At 63.3% G+C, this 23,776-nt stretch carries 18 protein-coding genes; 11 read left to right on the top strand and 7 right to left on the bottom strand.

Translation table 11 applies throughout. The features are described from left to right. Positions 1-5: 5 nt before the first annotated feature. The 5 genes from V6L75_RS17980 to V6L75_RS17960 all read left to right on the top strand — a co-directional run bounded on the left by V6L75_RS17980 (position 6) and on the right by V6L75_RS17960 (position 6,148). Positions 6-254, top strand: a complete 249-nt coding sequence (locus V6L75_RS17980; protein ID WP_019963581.1) for an acyl carrier protein — start codon at positions 6-8, stop codon at positions 252-254. Beyond that, positions 254-1,435 carry an acyl-CoA dehydrogenase family protein gene (locus tag V6L75_RS17975; RefSeq protein WP_334252856.1) on the top strand — a complete coding sequence of 394 codons (1,182 nt, stop codon included), beginning with the start codon at positions 254-256 and terminating at the stop codon, positions 1,433-1,435. Before V6L75_RS17980 ends, V6L75_RS17975 begins: the two co-directional genes overlap by 1 nt. Positions 1,436-1,466: 31 nt before the next feature. Beyond that, on the top strand, positions 1,467-2,375 hold the full coding sequence (locus V6L75_RS17970) for an amino acid--[acyl-carrier-protein] ligase (protein WP_334252855.1): 909 nt from the start codon (positions 1,467-1,469) through the stop codon (positions 2,373-2,375). Between the two features lies 1 nt (position 2,376). Continuing rightward, on the top strand, positions 2,377-3,378 hold the full coding sequence (locus V6L75_RS17965) for a DUF1839 family protein (RefSeq protein WP_334252854.1): 1,002 nt from the start codon (positions 2,377-2,379) through the stop codon (positions 3,376-3,378). A 328-nt stretch (positions 3,379-3,706) separates the two neighbouring features. Further along, entirely contained in the window at positions 3,707-6,148 is a 2,442-nt protein-coding gene (locus V6L75_RS17960; protein WP_334252853.1) for a glycosyl hydrolase 2 galactose-binding domain-containing protein, read from the top strand. On the opposite strand, the gene V6L75_RS17955 is transcribed toward V6L75_RS17960, so the two are convergent. From V6L75_RS17955 to V6L75_RS17940, 4 genes are read right to left on the bottom strand one after another with little or no spacing between them, the layout of a single operon-like run. Then, a complete protein-coding gene (locus V6L75_RS17955; RefSeq protein WP_334252852.1) occupies positions 6,136-7,884 on the bottom strand; it encodes an alpha/beta fold hydrolase in 1,749 nt (582 codons plus the stop codon). The two genes, V6L75_RS17960 and V6L75_RS17955, sit on opposite strands and share 13 nt — an antisense overlap. Beyond that, complete coding sequence (locus V6L75_RS17950) at positions 7,868-9,022, bottom strand: glycoside hydrolase family 5 protein (RefSeq protein ID WP_334252851.1); 1,155 nt, start codon at positions 9,020-9,022, stop codon at positions 7,868-7,870. Before V6L75_RS17950 ends, V6L75_RS17955 begins: the two co-directional genes overlap by 17 nt. Then, positions 9,022-10,398, bottom strand: coding sequence for a lipopolysaccharide biosynthesis protein (locus V6L75_RS17945; protein WP_334252850.1), 1,377 nt, complete (start codon positions 10,396-10,398; stop codon positions 9,022-9,024). Before V6L75_RS17945 ends, V6L75_RS17950 begins: the two co-directional genes overlap by 1 nt. After that, on the bottom strand, positions 10,395-11,627 hold the full coding sequence (locus tag V6L75_RS17940; protein WP_334252849.1) for a glycosyltransferase: 1,233 nt from the start codon (positions 11,625-11,627) through the stop codon (positions 10,395-10,397). Before V6L75_RS17940 ends, V6L75_RS17945 begins: the two co-directional genes overlap by 4 nt. A 227-nt stretch (positions 11,628-11,854) precedes the next feature. Here V6L75_RS17940 and V6L75_RS17935 point away from each other — a divergent pair, with 227 nt between their 5' ends. Further along, a complete protein-coding gene (locus V6L75_RS17935) occupies positions 11,855-12,940 on the top strand; it encodes a polysaccharide deacetylase family protein (RefSeq protein ID WP_334252848.1) in 1,086 nt (361 codons plus the stop codon). Further along, entirely contained in the window at positions 12,937-14,094 is a 1,158-nt protein-coding gene (locus V6L75_RS17930; RefSeq protein ID WP_334252847.1) for a glycosyltransferase family 4 protein, read from the top strand. The genes V6L75_RS17935 and V6L75_RS17930 overlap by 4 nt, the downstream gene beginning before the upstream one ends. An 18-nt stretch (positions 14,095-14,112) precedes the next feature. Here the strand turns inward: V6L75_RS17930 and V6L75_RS17925 are convergent, their stop codons facing one another. Beyond that, a complete protein-coding gene (locus tag V6L75_RS17925) occupies positions 14,113-15,492 on the bottom strand; it encodes a UDP-phosphate alpha N-acetylglucosaminyltransferase (protein WP_334252846.1) in 1,380 nt (459 codons plus the stop codon). Continuing rightward, a complete protein-coding gene (locus V6L75_RS17920; RefSeq protein ID WP_334252845.1) occupies positions 15,470-17,482 on the bottom strand; it encodes a GumC family protein in 2,013 nt (670 codons plus the stop codon). The genes V6L75_RS17925 and V6L75_RS17920 overlap by 23 nt, the downstream gene beginning before the upstream one ends. 430 nt (positions 17,483-17,912) lie before the next feature. Between V6L75_RS17920 and V6L75_RS17915 the strand changes: the two genes are divergently transcribed. From V6L75_RS17915 to V6L75_RS17905, 3 genes are all read left to right on the top strand, one after another. Continuing rightward, a complete protein-coding gene (locus V6L75_RS17915; RefSeq protein WP_334252844.1) occupies positions 17,913-18,620 on the top strand; it encodes a WecB/TagA/CpsF family glycosyltransferase in 708 nt (235 codons plus the stop codon). Between the two features lie 106 nt (positions 18,621-18,726). Further along, positions 18,727-19,599, top strand: a complete 873-nt coding sequence (gene cobA, locus V6L75_RS17910) for a uroporphyrinogen-III C-methyltransferase (RefSeq protein ID WP_334252843.1) — start codon at positions 18,727-18,729, stop codon at positions 19,597-19,599. Next, positions 19,596-20,927 carry a cobyrinic acid a,c-diamide synthase CobB gene (locus V6L75_RS17905; protein WP_334252842.1) on the top strand — a complete coding sequence of 444 codons (1,332 nt, stop codon included), beginning with the start codon at positions 19,596-19,598 and terminating at the stop codon, positions 20,925-20,927. Before cobA ends, V6L75_RS17905 begins: the two co-directional genes overlap by 4 nt. Before the next feature lie 72 nt (positions 20,928-20,999). On the opposite strand, the gene V6L75_RS17900 is transcribed toward V6L75_RS17905, so the two are convergent. Further along, positions 21,000-22,328: an MFS transporter gene (locus V6L75_RS17900; protein ID WP_334252841.1), complete on the bottom strand. Its 1,329-nt coding sequence runs from the start codon at positions 22,326-22,328 to the stop codon at positions 21,000-21,002. A gap of 240 nt (positions 22,329-22,568) precedes the next feature. Here V6L75_RS17900 and cyoA point away from each other — a divergent pair, with 240 nt between their 5' ends. Beyond that, the gene (cyoA, locus tag V6L75_RS17895) at positions 22,569-23,774 is read left to right on the top strand and encodes a ubiquinol oxidase subunit II (RefSeq protein WP_334252840.1); all 1,206 of its coding nucleotides are present in this window, start codon (positions 22,569-22,571) and stop codon (positions 23,772-23,774) included. Positions 23,775-23,776: the final 2 nt, after the last annotated feature.

Genomic DNA, 23,776 nt, shown 5'->3' with positions numbered 1-23,776 from the left:
AATTCATGACTGCTACGATCCGTGACCTGATTTCCCGGCATGGCGGATTGCCTGTGCCCGTCGATACGCTGCGCGATGAGGATGATCTGTACGAAGCCGGACTGTCGTCCTTTGCTTCCGTGCAGCTGATGCTGGGCCTGGAAGATGCCTTCGACATCGAGTTTCCCGAGACACTTCTGAACCGCAAGACCTTTGCCTCGATCGCGGCGATTTCTGCGGCCGTTGCCTCGCTGACAGCTGGACAGGTGGCGTGATGAACGAGTTGCGGCCGGTTCGTGCCCTGGCCCTCGCTGAGCGTGCAAGGCGCGCTGCGGCCGTGGCTGGCGCCCATGCGGATGATGTTGACGCTTCCGGCCGCTTCCCGCAGGAGGCGCTGGATGCCATGCGGGCGGAGCGCCTGCTGGGTCTGCAGATTCCTGTGTTTCTGGGCGGCGAAGGTGCCTCCACCGCAGAATTGGCGGAAGTCTGCTCCGTTCTCGGTCAGGCCTGTTCAGCTTCGGGCATGATCTTCGCCATGCACCAGATCAAGGTGTCGAGCCTTGTGGCGCACGGGCAGGGTGATGCGTGGCACGAAGGCTTTATGCGCCGGATCGCGGATGAACAGCTTCTGCTCGCCTCCGCCACCACCGAAGGCGGCATTGGCGGCAACCTGCGCAATTCCATCTGTGCCGTCGAGGTGGCGGACGGGATCTGCCGGCTGCAGAAGGACGCGACCGTCATCTCCTATGCGGAGGCAGCGGACGCCATTCTCGTTACCTCACGTGCGAAAGCGGACAGTGCGCCGTCCGATCAGGTCATGACGGTGTTTCTGAAAGGGCAGTACAGCCTCGACAAGACCCATCACTGGGACACGCTGGGCATGCGTGGAACCCGCTCGGACGGGTTCCTGTTCAAGGGTGAGGCGCCTGCCTGCCAGATCCTGCCCAAGCCCTTTGCCGAGATCGCGGCCCAGTCCATGCTGGTCTATTCGCACATCCTGTGGAGCGGCGTGTGGTTCGGCATTGCAGCTGATGCCTTTGCGCGGGCGCAGGCCTTCGTGAAGGCGGCTGCACGCAAGAGCCCCGGCACTGTTCCACCCGGCGCGCTGCGCCTGGCTGAAGCATCCAACCTGCTGCAACTGGTGAAGTCCAACATTCTGGCGGCCTTGCAGCAGTATGAGGCGGCGCGGGAAGACGAGACGCGGCTGTCTTCCATCAGTTTTGCCGTTTCCATGAACAACGTGAAGATCGCCTCCTCCCAGACGATCCTCGACATCATCAACCACTGCCTGCTGGTCTGCGGCATCATGGGCTACAAGAATGGCACGCCCTACAGCCTTGGCCGTCACCTGCGCGATGCCCATTCGGCGCAGCTGATGATTTCCAACGACCGCATTCTGGGCAACACATCCACGCTTCTGCTGATGAACCGGCAGGACACCAGCCTGCTTGGCTGAGACATTTCAAAAAGCGATTTCCGGGGGACACATGGACATGCAGGCTTCCCTTCTCGACCGGCTGTTTGCCGCCGGTCATCTCATCGACACGGGCGTTGACGGCCTTTATGGCCGCGGCGGCGTGTTCGAGGACGTGATCCAGCGCTTCGATGCGCTTGTGTCGGCCTTCGGGGCAGACCAGCAGGCCGAGGTCATCCGGTTTCCGCCGGGCATGAACCGCGCCCATTTCGAGGGCTCGGGCTACATGAAGAGCTTCCCGCAGCTGGCCGGCACGGTGCACAGCTTCTGCGGCTGCGAGCTGGACCATGTGAACCTGCTGCAGTGCATGGCCGAGGGTGGTGACTGGACCAAGGGGCAGGAGGCAACGGATATCGTGCTGACGCCGGCCGCCTGCTATCCGCTCTATCCCACCGTGGCGCGGCGCGGGCAGCTGCCGGAGCGCGGCGGTATCTTCGATCTTCAGTCCTATTGCTTCCGTCATGAGCCGTCGAAGGATCCGGCGCGCATGCAGCTGTTCCGGATGCGCGAATATGTGCGCATGGGCACGCCGGACGAGGTGATGGCCTTCCGCCAGTCGTGGATGGAACGCGGGCAGGAGCTGATTGCCAGCGTCGGCCTGCCGGTCGCCATCGATGTGGCCAATGACCCGTTCTTCGGCCGCGCCGGGCGCATGCTCTCCAACAACCAGCGCGATCAGAACCTGAAGTTCGAGCTGCTGGTGCCGGTGACGTCTACCGAAAAGCCGACCGCGTGCCTGTCCTTCAACTACCATCAGGACCATTTCGGCAAGACCTGGGGCCTGACCACGGCGGACGGTGAAGTGGCGCATACGGCCTGCGTCGGCTTTGGCCTGGAACGTGTGGCGCTGGCGCTGTTTGCTCACCATGGCCTCGACACCGGCAGCTGGCCGGCCGGGGTGCGCAAGGTGCTGTGGGGCTGAGATGGCCGTGACGGACAAGGTGTTTCCGGCGCTTTCGCCCGAGACCTATCAGCGCCATGCCTTGCATGACCTGTCGCGCGACTGGCCGGAAACCAACTGCTATCTCGACATATGGATCGAGGTTCTGGCTGCGCTCGGCCTGCCGCCTGAGGCAGCGCTGGGCTTTGCCATCACGCAGGATTTCGAGGGCGACCAGTTCACCTTCTTCAAGGTGCCGCTGGAGGATCTGGAAACGCTCTTCGGCCTGCGGGTGACGGAACTTGCCATCTATGACCGGGTGGAGCTGCATGTGGCAGAGCAGATCCTCCGCGGGCGGCTGTGTCTTGTCGAGCTGGACAGCTTCTTCCTGCCGGACACGCAGGGCACCGCCTACCGCAAGGAACACGGCAAGACGACGGTGGCCATCAACCGGCTCGACCTTGAAGCCCGGCAGATGGACTATTTCCATAACCTCGGCCTGCACCGGCTGGAGGGGGAGGATTTCGACGGCATCTTCCACCGCAACGCCGCGCCGGACGCGCTGCCGCTGCTGCCCTATACCGAATTCGTCAAGTTCCCGGTTGAGCTGCCGCAGGGGCCGGAGATTGCGCAGCGCGCCGCGAAGATCCTCGCCCGCCATGTTGCAGCAAGGCCTGAAGCCAACCCGGTGCGCAGCTTTGCCGCTGTCTTTGCCGGGCAGGTGGAGGCGTTTGCGGAGCGGCCCTTCGGTTTCTTCCACCTCTATGCCTTCAACACCCTGCGCCAGCTGGGTGCAAATTTCGAGCTGTTCGCCGCTCATCTTGACTGGCTCGCGGATCACCAACCGGAACTGGCCGGTCTCGCCCCCCTGTCATCTCATGCCAGAACCATTTCGTCCTGCGCCAAGTCCGTTCAGTTTCAGCTCGCCCGCGCCGTGATGCGCAAGTCCTTCGACCGGCTTACGCCTGCCTTGATGCCTGCAGCGGATGCCTGGGATGAACTGGCGGCAGGGCTGGTGGCGGTTTGTGATGACGTGCGTGGCTGAGTTGCCTAACATTTGGCTACAGTGCCCCTCTCCTGCCTTGAGCACATCGTGCAGAAAGACGTTTCAGGGATTTGGTACAAGGTGGCAGCCGTTTTTTATCCGGCACGGCCTATCTGCTCCCCTCCCCTCAAGGGGGAGGGGAAATGAGAGGCCTCAGCCAGAGGAGCGAGAATCTGGAACAGCTCATCTTTTCCACGATCAAATCTGTGTTTAGGGCGCATTCCGACGCCTTGTGTGGATGTTGCTGCCCACCAGGGCGAGGGGAGCGGAGAGGCCGTGCCAAGGAAACGGTCCTTGAGGCTGCCCATGAAGGTTCCGGCGTATGATGATGGCAGGGCGTAAGCTTCTCACCGCAGACTGGCGCATGGTGGTGCTGCCGGTTGGCTCTGCTGCAAGGCCAGAAGAGCTTGCCGGGCTGGAGAGCGTTCCCGCGCCCGTGCCCGGGACGGCGGCGGAGGCCCTTGCGCGGGCGGGGCGGTTTGATCCGGCGGCCCCCACTCCACTGCAGGACCGGGATATCTGCTACAGCGCTGAAGTCACAGTTCAACCCGGGCGTCACCGGCTCATCTTCGAGGGGCTGGCGACGCTCTGCGAGGTCTGGTGGAACGGCACCTGCGTTCTTGAAACGGACAACATGTTCCGCCGCCATGCGGTTGAGGTGGAGGCGCAGGCGCGGAATACTCTGGTTCTCGTCTTTCGGGCGCTGACCGGGCGGCTTGCCCGCAAGCTGCCGCGCGCCCGCTGGAAAACCATGCTCATTGATGAGCCCGCGCTGCGTGGCATCCGCACGGCGCTGCTTGGCCATATGCCCGGCTGGTGCCCGGAGATTGAGGCCGTGGGGCCGTGGAAGCCGGTGTGGATCGAAAAGGCGGATGCAGAAGCGCCGCAGGTGGAAGCCATCTCCGCGCTGCTCGATGAAGATGGCACCGGTCATCTCACTGTCAGCCTGCGGGGGCTTGCGGAAATGGCGGGGGCCATGATCCGCTGCGCCGGTCACACTGCGGAGTTGAAGCAAACTGGCCCCGCCACATTGACCGCGCATCTCCGGTTGCCCGGCATTGCCCCATGGTGGCCCGCACCCTACGGCGCACCGGTCCTGCATGACGTGGTGCTGGAGCAGGACGGCGTGGAGACATGGATTGGCCGCACCGGCTTCCGCCGCATTGAGGTGGAGCGCGGGCAGGACGGCAAGGGCTTCGGCCTAGTCCTAAATGGCCTGCCGGTCTTTGCCCGTGGCGCGGTCTGGACGAGTGCTGACCTGTTGGCGCTGCGTGATGACCGCGAGGCCTGCCGCCCGCATCTGGAAGCAGCCGTGGCTGCCGGGTTCAACATGATCCGCGTGCCGGGCTTGGGCGTTTATGCCAGCGATGATCTGCTTGATCTGTGCGATGAACTGGGGCTGATGCTCTGGCAGGATTTCCAGTTCGCCAATTTTGATTATCCGATGGCTGATGAGGCCTTTGCTGCATCCGTTAAGGTGGAAGCACGGCAGGCGCTGGCCCGTCTCAGCCCGCATCCCTGCCTCACCGTGTTGTGCGGCGGCAGCGAAATGCAGCAGCAGGCGGCGATGATGGGCCTGCCCGCAGAGCGGCGCGCCTGTTCGCTCTCGGGAGAATTGCTGCCGCGCCTTGCGGCGGAAGAGGCGCCGCGCATTCCCTTCATGCCCAACTCCCCCTCCGGCGGCAGCTTGCCGTTTTATCCGGGGGAGGGCATCGGCCACTACTACGGTGTCGGGGCCTACCGCCGCCCGCTGGAAGATGCCCGCCGTGCCAATGTCCGCTTTGCCGGAGAGTGCCTTGCCTTCGCCAATCTGCCGGATGACGCGGGCCTTGCGGGCCGCAAACCGTCAGATGCGGGCTGGAAGGCGCTGGCTCCGAGAGACCGCGGCGCCGATTGGGATTTTGCGGATGTGCGAGATCATTATCTGGCTAATCTTTACCGGATTGATCCGCAGGCTCTCGCGGTGGAGGATCTGGAGCGCTATCTCATGTTGTCGCGTGCTGTTAGTGGCGCCGTGATGGCGGAGACCTTTGCCGAGTGGCGGAGGATTGGTTCTTCCTGCCGGGGAGCGCTGGTTCTGGCTCTGAGCGACCTTGCATCCGGCTGCGGCTGGGGACTGATGGCGGCGGGCGGCGAGCCCAAACCTGCCTTGCAGGCCCTGGCCCATGTGCTGCGCCCTGTTCAGGTGCTGGCGCTGGATGAGGGTACCAATGGCCTCGACGTGCATCTTCTCAATGAGACGGCAGAGCCGCGCCGGGTGAAGCTCACCTTGCTGGCCCTGCGGGACGGGCATGTGCCGGTCGTAAGCGCTTTCCGTGAGATTGAGCTTGCTGCCCGGTCAGGGCAGATCATTCCTGCGGTTGATCTCATTGGCAGCTTCTTCGACATCACCTATGCCTACCGCTTCGGCCCGCTGCCGCATTCGGTCACGGTGCTGCGCCTCACGGATGCGGAGACGGGCGAACTCCTGAGCGAGGCGTTCCATTTCCCCGCAGGCCGCAATTTGCCGCCGCAGGATCTGGGTCTGACGGTGGCGGTAGAGAGGTGTGAGGACGGCAGCTGGGCGCTGGAGGTGACCTCCAGCCGCTTTGCGGAAAGCCTGCATGTGGAGGACCCGTGCTTCATCGCGGAAGACAACTGGTTCCACCTCGCGCCCGGAGCGCCACGCCGCATTCGCCTCAGGCGCAGAGCCTCTGCTCCGGCTGATGCGGCACCGCGCGGCCTGGTCTCGGCGGTCAATGCTCTGGAAGGTGTGCGTTACGAGGGTTGAGCCGCCTTCAGCAGATGATCGAGCCAGACAGCGCGTGCCTCAGGCGGTGTCAGGTTGTGATCGGCCTTGCCAAGGAAGGTGACGGACACGCCTGGAATACTGGCGGCCTTAGCGCCATCAGGTCCAAGCGCCCGTTCCAGATAGGGCAGGCCGGGGTCGCCGGGGCTGTAGATAAGGTCAATCACCTGTCCGCGTTCGCTGACAAGCGCCAGGTCTGCTGCGATCTGCCGCTGCAGGCGGGATGAAGGCGTCAGGCCCATGGCCCAGGGCGCCGTTTTCTCCTCGGCCTTTTGCAGCACCCGCCCAGCCATGTATTTCAGGAGCCGCCGCACCGGCACACCGCCGGACAACAGCTTGCGCAGCTTGTCAGGGTCCAGCAGCTTGCCCGCATAGCCGGCGGCATCGTCATGGCCAAAATGCAGCAGGTCGGCGATATCCTCGCGCCGGTCCCACAGCAGCCGTTGCAGGTTGACGCAGACGGCTGCCTTGATCCGTGTATCTGCCACGGCCCCGCGCAGTGCCAGATAGGCGCCGCTGCAGGCACCTGTTGCAATGACTTGGGAGTAGCCGTGTGCACTCAGCCAGTCGAGCGCATCCGTCACGTCCTGCATCTGGGGCGCGCTGTAATGCACCGGATAAAGCCCTTCGGGTGTGGCCACGCTGTCGCCAATGTCCGAGGCATCCACCCGCAGCGAGGCGATGCCTCGCGCGGCTAGCGCCCGCGCCATGTCCCGCATGCCATGCGCCCAGCCGGTGCGCGGCGTGCCGCCCGCGGAAAAGGCCAGAACCACTGGTCCGGCTGTCTCCGGCGGGCTGAAGGATGTGCACCAGGTTCCGGCCATCTGGCTGTACCGGCCCAGCATGACGGTTTCCTCGTAGAAGAAGGCAGTCGTCAGAACGGCAGGCTTTGCGGGCGCGGGCTCGCGGGCCGGGGCCTCAGCGGGGAGCGCATGTTCCAGCCACAGGGCGATCCCGCCCAGATCATCCAGCGGTGCCAGCGACAGGGTCGGGTCCGTCACCATGGCGTCATAGCCGGAAAAATCGAGCCGTGTTGCCTTGGTGTGCATGGCGGCAAGATCCGAGGCAAAGTCCTCTTCGGCCGTCCGTCCGGGACGGGGCATGACGAGGACGGGCAAGCTGGCCGGGATGTCCTGCGCAGTCATCCGGCGTGAGCGGATGGCGCCCGCCAGCCCTTCGGTCATGGCAATCCCGGCCACATGAAAGGCGATGCCCGGCACCGGCGGCGTGGAAACACCCGTGCGCTCCGCGATCATGGCGGCATTCAGCTGGTTCTCCCGCAGCCAGCTGCGGCCCGAAACGGGCGGGGCCATGAGGATCAGTGCGGCGGCACTCTGCGGCTGACGGGCCACCCGGTCCAGCGCCAGAAGCGCGCCGAGGCCAAGCCCTGCGAAGATGAAACGGTCGCATGCACGGGCAGCGCTCAAGGCTTCGGCGGCTTCATCAAGGGCCGTTGCAGCCTCTTCGAGGCTGCCAATGTCTTCCGGATTGCGCAAGGAGGCGCCCATGCCGGGCAGATCGAACCGCAGCACCGGATAGCCCGCCACGGCCAGCCGCTCGGCCAGCAGCCGCATGCTGCGCCGGGCGCAAAGGCCAGTGTAGCCCCAGTCTTCGATCAGGATCACACCGGTGCGTGCGGGTGGTCCCATGACCAGCGCGGGTTCATGCGTCAGCGCAACCGGTGCCTGCGTGGTCACAGTTTCAGCGTGCGGGGGCATCGGCGGAACCGGTTCCTTTCTGGCTCCCTTCCGGGCCGCGCAGCTGCCACGCACTGGCGGGCGCAAGGGAAGCGCAGGCCGGGATCTGCCCGGTTACGGGATCAAGGATATGGCGCTGCACCACCCGCATCTGCGGCCGCTCGATGCCATGGTCATCGGGCTGGATGGAGAGCGGATAGTCGCCCCACCAGTCACCGGCGGCCCAGTAGGTCCAGCCGATCCAGGTGTCCGGGTTGTCATTGACGAAACCGGCCATGCGGCCGATGGCATCCAGACAATCCGGGCTGGCGGTGCCGCCGAATTCGCCCAGCAGCGCCCGGTTGCCAGTGGCCTTCAGCCAGTCCGTCACCCGGCTGAGGGCCGCAATTGCCGTGTCTGTTGCCGGGCAGGTGCGGTTGGTGCCGGAAAAATCGTGGTCGGGGTACTGGTGGATGTCGAAGGCGAAATTGTTCAGCGGATCAATGACACCGGTCATCACCTCGGCATTGCTGCCGCCGTTCTGTTCCGCGAACCAGTGATAGGCGCTGGTCCAGATGGTGCCGGGCACGAGGATCATGTTGTCCGCGCCATTTTCCCGGATTGCCGCGATAGCCGCATTGACGGAGGGCAGCCAGAAGGCTGCATCCATGTAATCCGGCTCGTTCTGCAGCTCGAACATGACTTGCGGGTCGCCCGCGTGAAAGGCGGACATGCGGCGCCAGAAATCCACGAAGGCGGCGGTTGGCACTTCCGGCGAGCCGATCTGCTTGCCGGCGAAGCGGGCGTTGGTGTGCGGGTCCAGAATGACGGTGAAGCCCATCTGCCGCGCCATGGCGACGCTGGCCAGAAGCGGCGTCAGTTCCCGGTCATCCAGCGGGCCGTAAAGCTCCGGCTGCAGCCGCTCCCATTTGAAGGGAAAGCGGACGATGTTCATGCCCTTGCCGGCCAGATAGGTGAGGGTCTTCTGCGTCGGATAAAAATGGGTGGTGCCGAGCTTGCCGACCGTGTCGCCAAACTCTGCCCCCGCCACATTGGCGCCGCGCAGGCAGGTGAGGGTCTGCGCTGATGCAGGGGAAGCCGCAGGCAGGCACAAAATGGCGGCCAGCAGACTGGCGATGAGCCTTGCGGGCGCAGGCCCGGAAGCTGCGCGTTCTGCCATCACTGCCCGTCCCCGGGGCCGGGAGCGGAGCCGGTCACGCTGCCCTGGCGCCAGTTGCGCAGCACGGTGATGATGGTGCTTGCCATATTGTCCACCCCCATATGCTTCAGCGACCAGTTGCGGCAGAGGTAGAGCACGGCAACGCTGTGCAGCGTCCCGATGGCTGCAATGCCGGCCATGCCATAGACCGGGGCGGCCAGAGCGAGCACCCCGATATAGACGGCAAAGGCAACCGACCGCATCGCCAGGAAGTAGCGCTCGCCGCCGCCGATCATCAAAAGGCTGGTGCCGGGACCGAAGAAGGCATGCAGAACCGGCAGCAGGCAGAGGATCGCCAGAACATTGAAATGCTCGGCAAAGCTCGGCTCGAACAGTCCGAGTGCAAATTTGCCGATCAGCATCATGAACACATAGGCAAGCAGCGTTCCGGCAAAGCTCGCCGCGGAAAGGATCGAGATCAGATACTGTGCCCCTGCAGTGTTCCGCTCCTGCAGTTTTGCGGACACCATGGGCACGCCGACGGTATCGATGATGGTGACGGGCAGCATCAGCAGCGCGGCAAGGCGGAAGGCGACAAAATAGAAGGCAGCAGCCTCAAGGCTCAGGAATATGCCGATGAGGATGGTTTCAAGATAGAGCGAAGCCGAGACGAAGAAGCTGTTGGCGGCGAAGAAAAGGCTCTCCTGCCGCCATTCCCGCTTCTGGCCGGGGCTTCCCGTGCCCCGTGCCTGGCGCAGAAAGCCCCCGCCTTCCAGCGCCAGCATGCGCAGCACCTGATAGCCAACCACCAGAACCAGAAGGACAGTGGTGATCTCCATCGCCCTGGCCCCTGAATCCATGAAACCGGTCCAGGTGAAGAAGGGGAAGCAGAGGAGCGTCAGGATGCGCCAGATGTTTTCGCGCGGCGTCAGCGCCAGCCCGACATTGCCCTTCACCCGGAAATAATACTGCATGTACTCGCTGACGGAGAAAACCGCAGCGAACACGAAGGCCACGTGCAGGGCCTGATAATGCAGCTCAAGATTCTGCCTGAAGGGATAAATGAGCGCCGTGGCTGTTGCGAGGAACAGGGCGCCGCAGCCGAGCCAGACCGCATTCATCCGCAAGAGAGCGGCGTTGCCGGGCGCGTCTTCCGGCTTGCCGGTGTTGCGGTAATGCTTGAGCAGCAGCACGTTCTGGCCAAGCACCAGAACAAGACCCAGCGACGAGCCGACCGAAAAGAGGAAATTGTAGAGACCGTATTCCTCAATGGTCAGCATGCGGCTGGCCATCAGCAAGACGGAAAAGCTGAGCACGGGCGATGCCAGCCGGCTGGCCAGCGACCAGAGAAATTCCTTCACATTGACGCGGGACAGGGCCTGGCGGATCGCATTCATTCGGCGTCAGCCTCTGTCAGCACGGGCGCGGCTTCCATTTTGCGCCTGCGGATATGCTCAAGGAAACCGCTGAATTGCGGTCCGATCACCTCAGGCAGATAGGTCCTGGCAGCGGCCAGTGCGCCGGCACTCAGCGCGGCATAGCGGTCTGCACAAGCGGCAGTTTTCAGGATTGCCTCCTTGAGGGCAGCAGCATCAGCCGGTGGCACGTGGAAGCCATTGACGCCATCTACAATGTTTTCGGCCACGCCGCCTATATTGGTAGAAATGACTGGAACGGCATGAGCAAAGGCTTCGATCGACGACCGGCCGAATGCCTCACGCCCGATGGACGGATAGGCCAGAACGTCGATGCCCGCAAGGAACTCGTCTGCCTTCACCCATCCGTGAAACACCGTATTGTGCTGAGGAAAGCGTATCCGGACCTCCTCGGCGTAATTGTCCCGCGAGGCGCCTTCCCCGGCAATGTGAAATTCGATGCTGGGGTCGTCTGCAAGCAGACGGGCTGCATCGGCGAGATAGGCAAGTCCCTTGAAATGGCTGTGCAGCCCGAGAAAACCGACCCTGAGCGGCCGGTCTTGCGGGAAGGGGCGCGGCGCTGAGGCCTGAAGTCCGGGCAGCACGGCAGGAATGCGGCGCATTTCCGCATTGGGGAAATAGCCCTCCAGCCGGTGCCGGTTCAGCACGTCCTGTGACTCGCCCACCACCCCGTCGACAAAGCGGGTGAAGCCGCGTTTGCCCAGAGAGGTCAGCTTGCAGCTGGTACACTGGCGTGCGCAGTTCTCCGACCGCTTCTGCATCACTGAATTCCAGCAAATGAGGAAGGAGTTGAAGGCCGTATGCACCACCGGAATGCCGGCCATCTTCGCAGCTGCCCAGCTCGCCACATTGATGTTCTCGATGCTGACGGTCAGAAACAGGTCCGGCCGGGTTCGGGCGATCTGCCGGCGCATGGCGGCAAAGGCGAAGGGATTGCCGTTCTCCAGCGCATGCCAGACCGGCTTCTTCCAGGTAGCCTTGCGCTTCATATAGTCCCAATAGACATTCGGGCTGGAAATCCGGTGCACCCGGAGGCCGGACACGGTTTCCTCTGTATCCGTGTCACCCACATTGACGACGGTCAGATCGGCGCCCTGCGACTGCAGCATCTTCGCCAGCATGAAGGAGGACGTCTGGGCTCCGCCGGGCAGGTTGGGGGGGAAGGCGGCACAGGCCATCAGGATGCGCATAGTCTGGGCTCGTCGTCGTTGCTGTTGGCCCTCTTGATAGATGAGGAGTCTTGAGGAAACGTAAGGTCAAGCGCATGGCAGACGAGAATGGGCAGCCGGCAATGGCCAGATATGCCGTTGCGGCAAATGCGGGCGTGATCAAGCCCTTGTTAAAAGAACCATGCCATTCTGATTCCATATGACGGCAGCAGCTGGCAGCGGCAGATCGGAAACGGAAACAGGCCCTCATGACACCAGTCGTGCCCGGCATTCCCCTGAAAGCAAGGATCAGGGCGTCGGTTCTCTCGGGAACCGCGCGGTTTCTCCATGGCCTTGGTCTGGATACGGCCGTGGGCCGGCGCTATGGCGGCAGCGGCGTGGTGCTGATGTTCCATGAATTCGTTCGCGGCAGCGCGCAGACCCTGGGGCAGGGCTGCCGGATCGACGATTTTGATGCCATTCTCGCGGGGTTGAAGCTTCAGGGCCGTGAGTTCGTCACGCTGGACGAGGCGCAGAGGCGGCTCGAGGCTGGCGATACGCGCCCCTTCGCCGCACTGACCTTTGATGATGGCTACCGCTCCAATGTGGAGCTTGCCTTGCCGGTGATGGAGCGCCATGGGGCGCCTGCCACCATCTTCGTGCCGACGGACATGCTCAGCCGGTCCATCAATGCCTGGTGGCTGGGCCTGCGTGAACTGGCGCTGCGCCACGACAGGCTCGCCATCGAACCCATGGGTGAGATCATTCAAAGCCGCACCCAGGCCGAAAAACTGGCGGCGCTGGAGCATATGACGGCCTGGGTCTGGGCTGATTTCGCCAGAGCCTCCCTGCTGCCGGATGTCTTTGCGGCCCACGGGCTTGACATGCCGGGCCTCGTTGACCGGCTGGCCATGGGACCGGCAGAGATGAAGGCCATCGACCGGCATCCGCTTGTCGAGATTGGGGCTCATACCACCACCCATCGCGCGCTGGCGCTGCTGTCAGAGACGGACGCCGAGGCGGATATTGCCGCCAACAAGACGTATCTCGAAGCCCTGCTGGACCGTGAGATCCGCTGGTTTGCCTATCCCTATGGTGCGCCTTCGATCAGCGGCACGCGGGAAGCGGAAATCCTCCGCAGGCTTGGATTTCATGGGGCCGTGACCACCGAGCCGGGTTGCCTCTTTCCGCAGCATGCGCAGGCGCGCTGGCTCTGGCCCCGGCAGAATGGCGAGTTCTCCGCTCATGCCGTGCCCCAGGCGCTCAGCGGTGCCCATGGTGTTTTCCGGGCGCTGCGCAGCGGTTGGGGCGAGCCTGCCGTGCACACGAGCCCAACCTCAGGACCCTCTTCATGACGGCACCGCTTCCCGAGCCTGTTTCTCCCTTCGCAGACAAGACGATTGTCCACGTGGTGCGCCAGTTCTACCCGATGATCGGGGGTCTGGAGGATGTGGTGCGCAATCTGGCGGGCCGTCAGACAGGGCGTTTCAGCAAGGTCAAGGTGGTGACGCTGAACCGCCTGTTCATAGAGCCGGACCGTTTGCTTCCGAGGCAGGAAACCATCGACGGCTTCGAGGTGCGGCGCATTCCATTCCGGGGATCGCCACGCTATCCGCTGGCGCCGTCTGTTTTCGCTGAGCTTGGCGAAGCCGATCTCATCCACGTGCATGCGGTCGATTTCTTCTTCGACAGCCTCGCCTGGACATCACCTTTCCGCCGCACGCCAATGGTGGCGACCACCCATGGCGGGTTCTTCCATACGGCGGATCACAAGCGGCTGAAGACGCTCTGGTTCAACACCATCACCCGGCTTTCCGCCAGCCGCTACCGGGGCATTGCCTGCTGCAGCGAAAGCGATCTGGCCACCTTTGCCCGCATTGCGCCGTCCCGCGTCCGGCTGATCGAGAATGCGGCGGATCTGGAAAAATTCGGCAGTGCTGCCTCGCCTGTCCCTGTGAAGGGGCTGATGACGATTGGCCGCTTCTCCCACAACAAGCGTCTTGATGCGCTGCTGGACATGGTGAAGGTGCTGGCTGCACGCGACAGCGGCTGGCATTTGCATATTGCCGGCAGCGGCTCGGACTGGAGCGAGGCGGATGTGCGCCGAATGATTGCCGGACGCGGGCTCGAAGCAGCGGTGTCGCTGCACTGCAATCCGTCCAACGCGCGCATACGCGAAGTGATGGGCAGCTGCAGCCTGTTCGTCAGCGCCTCGAATTACGAGGGGTTTGGTGTTGCCATGATCGAGGGGCTCAGTGCCGGCCTTCTGCCAGTGGTGGAGCCAAACACGGCCTTCGTCTCACTCGCCCGCAAGCATCCGATGGTCCGGCTTGCCGCCTTTGCCGATGCAGACAAGGCGGCGCATGCGGTGGAAGAGGCATGGGCAGCGCTGGCGGCAGATCCTTCTGCCCTTCGGCAGGCGGCCATTGCCTCTGCGGCACAGCACGGCTGGGCCGGAACGGCTGGGGCCTATGAGCGTCTCTATGCGGATGCCTTGAGGCTGGCCTGAAACGTCCCTGATGGATTGTCAGGCCCTGCGGCCTTTCTCGAAGCCAGGCGGCAGTTTCCAGCGGCCTGTCACGGCTGGCCGCTCCGGCCTGCGGCGGCGGAACAGGGAAGGCAGGACGAGGCGGCTGGCTCCGGCAGGATGGCGCCCGTTCCAGGCGTCTGCCGCCCCGGCACAAAGCCAGAGCAGGCCGCCGGTCTTGATGGTCGAGAGCGAGTAGGACACGATCATCAGCAGGCAGATATAGACGGCTATCAGCACCTTGAAGCGCCAGCCGGCATCCGATGCCGCCGGGGCATAGATATAGAGCACCCAGAGGCCGAGAAGGCCTATGGCCCCTGTCTGGAACAGGGCAAAGGCATAGCCGCTGTCGGACAGGTACGTCTGCATGTTCGAAATGCCGAGAATGCCCTTCCAGTCAAGCTTCATCAGCAATTGGCCTGAATAGAGCCACCGGCCTGTCAGCGTATCGTCCCAGCCGAGCCTGTTGCTGGCGGCGGCGTAGATGATCAGCAGCAGCACGATCAGGATGGGCGCTGCCACCAGCACGGCGCGCGGGGTGATGCGGTTGAGCGGTGCGATGAGGAAGAAGCTCAGCGACACGAACATGCCGAAGCGGGCATCGCCGAGGATGATGACCGCAAAGGCCAGGGCAAACAGCAGCAGACGGCCCTGCATGTCCTGCCGGAACACTGCCCACATGACGAGAAAGGCGCCGAAATTGCCCATGGACACTGGCTCCAGAAACACCGATGAAACACGGTGGCTCCCAAGAAAGGCAAAGAAATTTCGTCCGCCGAGCCGGACACCGCTGTGGAACAGCGGGCTGTCCTCGCCGAGGAAGTTACTGTCTGCGGTGATCGTGCCGCGGGCGACGTAATAATCGAAGATGTTGATGTTCTGTAGAAACAGGTCGAGGAAGAAATACTCGATCAGTCCAACCGCGATGACGAGCAAGGCCGACCAGAGCACCAGCCGGTCCACCTGCCGGATGTCGTGGATCTGGCGGCCCATAAAATAGAAGATCACCGGTACCAGTGCGTCGCGCACCGATTTGGGATCAATGACCCCGCGCAGGGCCATGATCATCAGCATGTAGGCCAGATAGAGGCCGATGACCACGTAGAGGTTCGCTCTGCGCGTCATGGCCAGCAGCAGGGCGCAGGCGGTCAGCAGCAGCTCGCTCAGCACCACATGGTTCTGAGAGATGCCCATGACCCTCGTGTTGATGAAGGCAAGGCCGAGGTTGAAGATCAGCGTGCCGAAGATGACCGCATAAACGGCCAGGAGCCAGGCAGGGCTGCGCTCCTGCGGTGGTGCGGGCAGCAGCCTTGTGCCGCCTGCCGGGGGCAGGCGGAAACGGGCGTTGGCTGTCCCGTCAGGCCGCTTCAAGGACGACATTGCCGATCACCCGGTCCTGCCAGGGTTGGATATAGGCGAGTACCCGGTCGAGGTCCGCCATCCGCGTGGCACCGAGCTGACTGACCAGCACGATGGCATCGCAGTTCTTGAGAAGCACCGGCAGGATAGGGTTGCTCTCGGACGGGCCGCAGTCGATCAGCAGGAAATCCTGGCCTTCATCTGTCAGCGATGCCGGTCCGGCGTATTTGCGCCGTTCATTCACCCGCTCAACGCTGAGATAGCGTGACAGGGCGGCATTGCGCTCCGGTGCATCACCGGTTGTCCTGGCCAGGTCACCGCTGCGTGCCTTGGGACGGTCTTCCGGAGTGCCCTGATCTGACTGAGGCAAGGCCTGAGCCAGCAGCACGTCTTCGTTCATCTCGTGCAGCGCCTCGGCGATACCCCGGGCGACGGGCCGGGTATCCAGCATGTCAGAGGTGCGCAGGATCAGAATATTGGCAGGAAGCTCTTCCGACAGGGCATAGCGCAGGGCATAGGCGACACGGGTCATGCCCATTTGCGCCCCGTTGCGCAAGGCGGGTGGCGTGCTGCCACCTTTCCGGCCCAGAAGCTTGCGGGCGGGGGCGGCAGCCAGAACCGGGAGGTTTGTCAGCACGGGAGCGCCGGTCCAGTCCACGAGATCGCGCTCTGAGTTGAGCCGTCCGCTGACAATCTCGGCAGCAACAGCTCCACCTGCGGCAGCCGCAAGCCCAAAGATGGCTGCAGCAGCGATGATGATCATCGATGATGGCCCGTTGGCCGAAAGTGGCGGCTGGGCGGCGGAGAGGATGCGGGAATTGGTGGCGGTCACATTCTGCTGTTCGGCCAGTTCCTGGGCGCGCTTCATGAAGAGCTGATAGACGCCCCTGCGGGTATCGGCCTCTGCCTCAAGCTGCCGCAATTCGATCTGGGCCTGACTCTGGGTCGAGTTGGCAGATTTCAGCTGGTCGATCCGGGCCTCAAGCCCGTTGAGATTGGCCTGTGCCCGCTCGAAGTCACTGCGGATGTTGCGCTGAACGCGGGACAGCTCATCCGAGATCTGGCGGCGGGTGTTCTGCATCTGAGCGGCAATCTCGCGCATCTGCGGATGATTGGCGCCCAAGGTGGTCGAGGCACGGGCCTCCTGCTCGGCGAGGCTTGCATATTGCACTCGCAGAGAACTCAGCACCGTGTTGGCCACATCTACCGGGATTGCTCCGGCCTCGATGTCGGAGGGGCTCAGGCGGCGGATCAGTTCAAAGGTGTTCTTGGCCTTCTCCAGGTCCACCCGCGCCTGGGTCAGCTGGGTGTTGAGATCCTGCAGCTGCTGGTTCACCACAAGGCCGCCCTGCGTGGTGGAGATCAGGCCATTGTCGGCACGGTATTTCTCCACCGCAGCCTCCGCCTGCTGCACCTGTTCCTGAAGCTGGTCTGCTTGCACCTTCAGCGACTGGCTGGTGCGCTGGAAGCCTTCCGAACGGGCCTTGGCGGCCTCTTCCAGATAGGCGGCAGCGGTGGCATTTGCGATGTCGGCGGCCCGGTCCCTGTTGGGATGTGTCGCGGCAATCTGGAAGATGAAGGTCTTTTCAATCCGCTGCACCTGCAGCCGCTGGCGCAGCGCCTCGATCACCGCCATCCGCCTGCCTGCAGGATCGGGCGCTGAAAACAGGAAAGGCAGCAAGGTCTGCCGCAACCCCTTGCCGGAGAAGGCTGGATCATTTTCCAGTTCGAGCGAAGTCACCACCCGGTCCAGAACCGGGGTAGACATCAGCACGAAGGCCTGGCTGTCCACATCGAAGCCTTCGAGAGGCGATGCGCCTTCCCGGCCGGAGAATTCCCGCCCAAGGATCTGCAGGCTCGGCGGTTCCACAAGGAGTTCGGCTGCTGCCGTGTAGGCAGGAGCGCGTGTCAGGGCGAAGAGGACTGCGAGTCCGGTCAGGAGCGCCGGAACAAGAATGATCCACCGCAGGCGGCGCGCGAGAATGGCCGGAATATCAGAAACTTCAACCATGACTGAAAACCGTTGGCGAGGCGATGGCGGCAAACCTCTTGAGCTGAGCGGGACTGCGGGCATGCCCGAGGCGTAATGTTAGGAAAGATGAAGAGATATGATTAACATTTGGAAAATGAGGTGCTATCCCAGCTTCAGGCTACCCCAGCGTTTGCAAGGGACTGCATTTGTCATGGTAAATGAAATCATGACAAGAATGTAAGAATTCTTGGTGTGGTGTTGAGGATGTATAAGCTATAGAATGCCTTTCTCTTGGGAGTTAAGGCGTTGTTGATCTGTTTTGACCAACTTCCCTCAGTCAAAAGAACGTTGAAATGGGGCGCTGGGGATGTTGATGCCTGAATTGACCTTGGGGATGCCTTTGGGGGCTGGGGTCGCGCAAATTGGTCCGCTTGGTATCAACAGGTTATCGCGTGCGCAGGCCATCGATATGCTGCGTACATCCCACTTGTTGCGGATCAAGATGGACGTCGCCATCTGCAATGCGCATACAGTCCTGTTGGCTCTTGACCGTCCCGAATACGCGGAAACCTTGTCTCACATGACGCTGTTCAATGATGGCATTGGCGTGGACATTGCCGCAAGGGCCATCACGGGCAAGGCGTTTCCGGCAAATCTGAATGGCACTGACCTTGTCCCGGCGATTCTGGAGAACATCGGATTGCCATTGCGGATCTATCTGCTCGGGGCAAAGCCGGGTTCGGTCGCAGGAGCTGCACAGTTCATTGGTGCGCATTACCCGCAGCATCACGTCGCAGGATACCACGACGGCTATTTCGCGCGCGAAGACAGGGACGCGGTCATTGCGCGGATCAATGCTGCCAATGTGGATCTGCTGCTTGTCGGCATGGGAAATCCCACGCAGGAACGCTTCATTGTCGAGAACCGGGACAAGCTTAATCCGACGATCTGTATCGGTGTTGGAGCACTGTTCGATTTCCTGTCCGGAGAAGTGGTTCGGGCGCCGCGCTTTCTTCAGGCTGCTGGCCTGGAATGGCTTTTCCGCCTGATGCAGGAGCCGCGCCGCCTGGGCAAACGCTACACGGTCGGCATCTACCGGTTCCTTGCTGCTGTCTGGCGGCTGCGCGCCGAGGCCCGCCGTGCCCGGCCGGGTGGCCGCGCCATGCCCCTGCTGTAACGCCCGCTCCCGTTCATCCGGGCCGCAATGGCCGCTGCATCAGACATTCGGCGGAGACGGAAGCATCCGGCTTGGCCACTGGCGGCAAGGCAGGTAGAACGGTGGCATGACACGTGCTGCCACCTCCCTTGTGCTGCCCCTTGCCCTTCCGGTCTTCGAGCCCGGCTGGGTGTGGCTGGCGGGTGCGGGCCCCGGCGATCCGGGGCTCCTCACGCTTCACGCTCTCAATGGGCTGCAGCAGGCGGATGCGGTGGTTTATGACGCGCTGGTCGATACCAGCATCCTCGATTTTGCCCGGCCCGGTACCTTGCTGGAATATGCCGGCAAGCGCGGTGGAAAGCCGAGCCCGAAGCAGCGAGACATCACGCTGCGTTTGATTGAACTTGCCCGCGAGGGCAAACGGGTACTGCGGCTGAAGGGCGGCGATCCCTTCGTCTTTGGCCGGGGCGGGGAGGAGGCGCTGGGCCTTGCCGGCGCGCATGTGCCCTTCCGCATCATTCCCGGCATCACCGCCGGCATTGGCGGCCTGGCCTATGCGGGCATCCCGGCCACGCACCGTGACACCAATCAGGCAGTCACTTTCTTGACCGGGCACGACCAGACAGGTCTTGCACCGGAGGCCATCAACTGGAAGGGCATCGCCGAAGGCTCGCCGGTGATCATCATGTATATGGCGATGAAGCATCTTCCGGAGATTTCGCAGGCGCTGACAACCTGTGGGCGGCCTGTGGATGAGCCTGTGGCTATCGTATGCAATGCGTCGCAGCCGGACCAGAAGGTGCTGGTCACCGCGCTGGGCCGCTGCGCGCAGGATGCAGAGGCAGCCGGGCTGGAGCCGCCCGCCATCGTCTGTGTCGGCGAAGTGGTGCGCCTGCGTGACGGGCTCGACTGGATCGGCGCCATGGCGGGGCGGGTGCTCGTGTCCGATCCTCTGGGCCTGTCCGGCGATCCGCAGCAGGCTGCAGGATCAGGGGCATGAGCGAGTTTCTTCCGCCTGCACTCATGCTGGCTGCGCCGTCCTCCGGTTCCGGCAAGACGGTGCTGACCCTTGCCCTGCTCGCTGCCTTGCGGCGCAATGGCCTTGCCGTGCGCGGGGCCAAATGCGGGCCGGATTACATCGATCCGAAGTTCCATGAAGCAGCCTCAGGCGCGGTTTCCGTCAATCTCGATCCCTTCTCCATGCCGCCGCCCGTGCTGCGCCAGCTTGCAGCGCAGGCAGGGCAGGGGGCCGATCTGCTGCTGATCGAGGCGGCGATGGGCCTTTTCGATGGCGCTTCCGATGGCTCCAGCAGTGCCGCCGATGTGGCGGCTGCGCTGGGCGTGCCCGTGGTGCTGGTGATCGACTGCGGCCGTCAGGCGCAGTCGGTGGCAGCCGTGGTGCGTGGATTCCGCGATCACCGCGCCGATGTGGAGGTGGCGGGTGTTCTCCTCAACAAGGTGGGCTCTGCCCGGCATGGCGCCATGCTCCGGGCGGCGCTTGCCCCGCTTGGCCTGCCGGTGCTGGGCGAGGTTCCGCGCAGCGGGGCGCTGGTTCTGGCCGAACGGCATCTGGGGTTGGTGCAGGCCTCCGAGCGGGAGGATCTGACGCAGTTTCTTGAAGGAGCAGCGGATGCGGCTTCCCGCTCCGTTGACCTGGCCGCACTGGCCGCGCTTGCCCGTCCGTTTGCGGCAGCTGACGGCGTGCCGTCCGGCTGGCCCATTCTGCTGACGCCCCCGGGGCAGCGCGTTGCGGTGGCTGATGACACCGCCTTTGCCTTTGCCTATCCGCATCTTCTAAGGGGCTGGCAGGCGGCGGGGGCTGAAATCCTGCCCTTCTCGCCCCTTGCGGACGAGGCGCCTGATGTTAAGGCCGATGCAGTCTATCTGCCAGGCGGCTATCCCGAGCTGCATGCAGGTCAGCTTGCGGCAGCCTCCCGCTTCAAGGCCGGGATGCAGCAAGCGGCGGAACGCGGTGCCGCGGTTTACGGCGAATGCGGCGGCTACATGGTGCTGGGCGAGGGCCTGATCGATGCAGGCGGTGACAGGCATGCGATGCTAGGCCTGCTGCCGCTCGTCACCAGCTTTGCCGCGCGCAAGCTGCATCTGGGCTACCGGCGGCTGGCCGCGCTGGACGCTCTGCCCTTTGCGGGAGTGGAGAAGGGGGCGGCGCTTGCAGGGCACGAATTCCACTATGCCAGCATCGTCCATGAAGGCGAGGCGGAGCGGCTGTTTGCCGCCCGTGATGCGCTGGGGGATGATCTGCCTGCGATGGGGCTGCGGTGCGGAACGGTTTCGGGCTCCTACGCCCATCTGATCGCCCGCGTCTGATACGCTGGAGATGCAAAAGGCCACCGGTTTTGGCGTGAACCGGCGGCCTTTCATTTTTGTGGCTCCAGGCTCTTACTCGGCGCGCGGCTGCAGGGCAATCTGCCTGGCCACAGCCAGCGACAGCAACGTGCAGACGGCACCCGAGAGCAGATAGAGCCCTGCGGCAAAGAGGCCGAACCAGGTGGAGAGCAGCAGCGCGCAGAGTGGCGCAAAGCCTGCGCCGAACATCCACGACAGGGCCGAAACATAGGCCGATCCCGTGTAGCGGTTGCGCTGGTCGAACAGCGATGCCACGGCGCCGGAGGACTGGGCCAGATTGAAGCCGAGGATCAGGAAGCCGATCATCAGATAGGCCGTGACACCGGCCGATCCACCATTCAGCAGCAGCGGCGCGCTGAGGGCGAAGGCAGCAATGGCCCAGGCACCCCAGACGAGGATCTTCTGGCGGCCGATACGGTCAGACAGCCAGCCGGAGAACAGCATGGCGAGGATGCCAAGCCCGGCACCGGCAGCCTCGATCAGCAGGAACGAGCCAAGGGTTTCATCGGTATAGAGGAAGATCCACGACAGCGGGAACACCGTGACCATGTGGAACATGGCAAAGCTGGCAAGCGGCACGAAAATGCCGACCAGCATGGTGCGCCCATCCTGCGACAGCGTCGCTGTAAGGCGTGTCGGCGTCAGCTCGTTCGACTTGAACAGTTCGGTGAACTCCGGCGTATCGACAATGCGCAGACGGGCAAAGAGCGCCACCACGTTGATGGCAAAGGCCACGAAGAACGGATAGCGCCAGCCCCAGTCGAGGAAGTCGGCGGAGGACAGGGTCAGCACCAGATAGGCAAAGAGCACGGCTGCAACGGCAAGTCCGGCGACCGCACCGAGCTGCGGGATCATGGCGTAAAAGCCCCGGCTGTCCTTTGATGCGGTGATGGCAAGCAGCGGCGCCAGGCCGTCCCATGTGCCGCCAAGGGCAAGGCCCTGGCCGAAGCGCAGCAGCACCAGCATGCCGACGGCCCACCAGCCCGCAGTCTCGTAGGACGGCACAAGGCCCATGGCCACCGTTGATGTGCCGAGCAGGAAGAGCGCCACAGTCAGCTTGGTGACGCGGCCATGACGGCGGTCGAGTGCCATGAACATTGCCGTGCCCAATGGCCGGGCCACGAAAGCCAGGGCCACGAGGGCGAAGGACCAGAGCGTGCCGGTCAGCGGATCGACGAACGGGAAAATCCGTGCCGGAAACACGATGACCGAGGCGATGGCGAAAACGAAGAAATCAAAGAACTCAGACGTCCGCCCAATGATGACGCCGACCGCGATGTCAGAGGGGGAAACGTCATGCTCGTGCGTGCCCCGGCCGCTCGAGGAAGACTTCGTGGATGAGATATCGGCTGTGTTCGCCATCGGATCCGGCCACTTTCATGAGGACTGACGGAGTGCGGCTGCAAGCCTGCGGCCTGTTGCTGCACCGGTAAATACGTATTTAGGGCTCAATGACGCAGCGCGAAATTTTTTTACAGGTGACAAATTGTCGTATGTGCGCCTGCACAAATTCGCTCTACGTGCTTTGCGCAAGATCAAATCGCGTCAGTTTGCGTTCGGGGGGAGGCGGCTGACGGGTGCGGCAAACTGTCAGGGTAAACCATGTCGAAGCTTCGCCTTCCCAGAATACTCGCTGCATGTGGCGCCTTTCTGCTGCTCTCCGCATGCAAGGCCGAGGTCCTTGCACCGTCCGGTGATGTTGCAGCGCAACAGCGCGACCTGCTTGTCATCTCAACGCTGTTGATGCTGATCATCATCATTCCGGTGATGCTGCTGACCTGCTGGTTCGCCTGGCACTTCCGCTCTGCGAACAGGAAGGCTGCCTACGAGCCGGAATGGTCACACTCGACAAAGCTGGAACTGGTCATCTGGGCCATTCCGCTGCTGATCATCGTCTCTCTGGGTGCAATCACCTGGGTTGGCACCCATCTTCTCGATCCCTACCGCCCGCTGGACCGGATCGCAAAGGGGCAGCCGGTGAGCCCGGACGTGGAGTCGCTTCAGGTGCAGGTGGTGGCTCTCGACTGGAAATGGCTTTTCATCTACCCGCAGTATGGCGTGGCTTCTGTGAATGAGCTGGCTGCGCCGGTGGACCGGCCGATCCAGTTCACGCTGACGTCCTCATCGGTGATGAATGCCTTCTACATCCCCGCCATGGCCGGCATGATCTATGCGATGCCGGGCATGCAGACGACGCTGCATGGCGTCTTCAACGAGGAAGGCACCTATCAGGGCCTCGCCTCGCACTACTCCGGCGCCGGTTTCTCCGGCATGCGCTTCAAGGCCCATGCCAGCGATACAGCAGGTTTCGATGCCTGGGTTGAGGCTGCACGCGCAGGTGACAAGACGCTCGACCGGCCGTCCTATCTCGAACTTGAGCGCCCCAGCGAGAACGTGGCCCCGGCCACTTTCGCCAGCGTTGATCCGGAGCTTTTCCCGCGCATCGTCAACATGTGCGTCGAAAACGGCAAGATCTGCATGGCCGAGATGATGGCACTGGATGCGCAGGGCGGCACCGGCCTTGCAGGCACCGTCAACATGTCCTCCCTCATCTATGACAAGTATGACCGCCGCGGCACCCGTGAGCCGGTTCTTGGCTGGGCGCCGTTCCAGGTGGTTGGCTTCTGCTCCACCGAAGAACTGCAGCAGATGCTGTCGGTGAAGCCGGCCTGGGCAGATGCACGCCCCGTCATTTCCGGTCCGCTGCGCGGCCACGGGCTTTCCCAGCCCGCTTCGCTCTTCGGTCAGCGCGACGACCGTTCCATCACTTACGCACTGCCGTTCTCCGGCTCTGCGCCCCAGCTCTGACA

The sequence above is a fragment of the Pannonibacter anstelovis genome, from assembly GCF_036881715.1.
GTDB lineage: Bacteria > Pseudomonadota > Alphaproteobacteria > Rhizobiales > Stappiaceae > Pannonibacter > Pannonibacter anstelovis.
Note: the sequence above shows the minus strand (reverse complement) of the source record. Positions and strands in the feature narration are given on the sequence as shown.

Excerpts from the sequence above, each read along its gene's own strand:
- V6L75_RS17980 (WP_019963581.1), top strand. The coding sequence starts at position 6 with ATGACTGCTACGATCCGTGACCTGATTTCCCGGCATGGCGGATTGCCT.
- V6L75_RS17975 (WP_334252856.1), top strand. The coding sequence starts at position 254 with ATGAACGAGTTGCGGCCGGTTCGTGCCCTGGCCCTCGCTGAGCGTGCA.
- V6L75_RS17970 (WP_334252855.1), top strand. The coding sequence starts at position 1,467 with ATGGACATGCAGGCTTCCCTTCTCGACCGGCTGTTTGCCGCCGGTCAT.
- V6L75_RS17965 (WP_334252854.1), top strand. The coding sequence starts at position 2,377 with ATGGCCGTGACGGACAAGGTGTTTCCGGCGCTTTCGCCCGAGACCTAT.
- V6L75_RS17960 (WP_334252853.1), top strand. The coding sequence starts at position 3,707 with ATGGCAGGGCGTAAGCTTCTCACCGCAGACTGGCGCATGGTGGTGCTG.
- V6L75_RS17955 (WP_334252852.1), bottom strand. The coding sequence starts at position 7,884 with ATGCCCCCGCACGCTGAAACTGTGACCACGCAGGCACCGGTTGCGCTG.
- V6L75_RS17950 (WP_334252851.1), bottom strand. The coding sequence starts at position 9,022 with ATGGCAGAACGCGCAGCTTCCGGGCCTGCGCCCGCAAGGCTCATCGCC.
- V6L75_RS17945 (WP_334252850.1), bottom strand. The coding sequence starts at position 10,398 with ATGAATGCGATCCGCCAGGCCCTGTCCCGCGTCAATGTGAAGGAATTT.
- V6L75_RS17940 (WP_334252849.1), bottom strand. The coding sequence starts at position 11,627 with ATGCGCATCCTGATGGCCTGTGCCGCCTTCCCCCCCAACCTGCCCGGC.
- V6L75_RS17935 (WP_334252848.1), top strand. The coding sequence starts at position 11,855 with ATGACACCAGTCGTGCCCGGCATTCCCCTGAAAGCAAGGATCAGGGCG.
- V6L75_RS17930 (WP_334252847.1), top strand. The coding sequence starts at position 12,937 with ATGACGGCACCGCTTCCCGAGCCTGTTTCTCCCTTCGCAGACAAGACG.
- V6L75_RS17925 (WP_334252846.1), bottom strand. The coding sequence starts at position 15,492 with ATGTCGTCCTTGAAGCGGCCTGACGGGACAGCCAACGCCCGTTTCCGC.
- V6L75_RS17920 (WP_334252845.1), bottom strand. The coding sequence starts at position 17,482 with ATGGTTGAAGTTTCTGATATTCCGGCCATTCTCGCGCGCCGCCTGCGG.
- V6L75_RS17915 (WP_334252844.1), top strand. The coding sequence starts at position 17,913 with ATGCTGCGTACATCCCACTTGTTGCGGATCAAGATGGACGTCGCCATC.
- cobA (WP_334252843.1), top strand. The coding sequence starts at position 18,727 with ATGACACGTGCTGCCACCTCCCTTGTGCTGCCCCTTGCCCTTCCGGTC.
- V6L75_RS17905 (WP_334252842.1), top strand. The coding sequence starts at position 19,596 with ATGAGCGAGTTTCTTCCGCCTGCACTCATGCTGGCTGCGCCGTCCTCC.
- V6L75_RS17900 (WP_334252841.1), bottom strand. The coding sequence starts at position 22,328 with ATGGCGAACACAGCCGATATCTCATCCACGAAGTCTTCCTCGAGCGGC.
- cyoA (WP_334252840.1), top strand. The coding sequence starts at position 22,569 with ATGTCGAAGCTTCGCCTTCCCAGAATACTCGCTGCATGTGGCGCCTTT.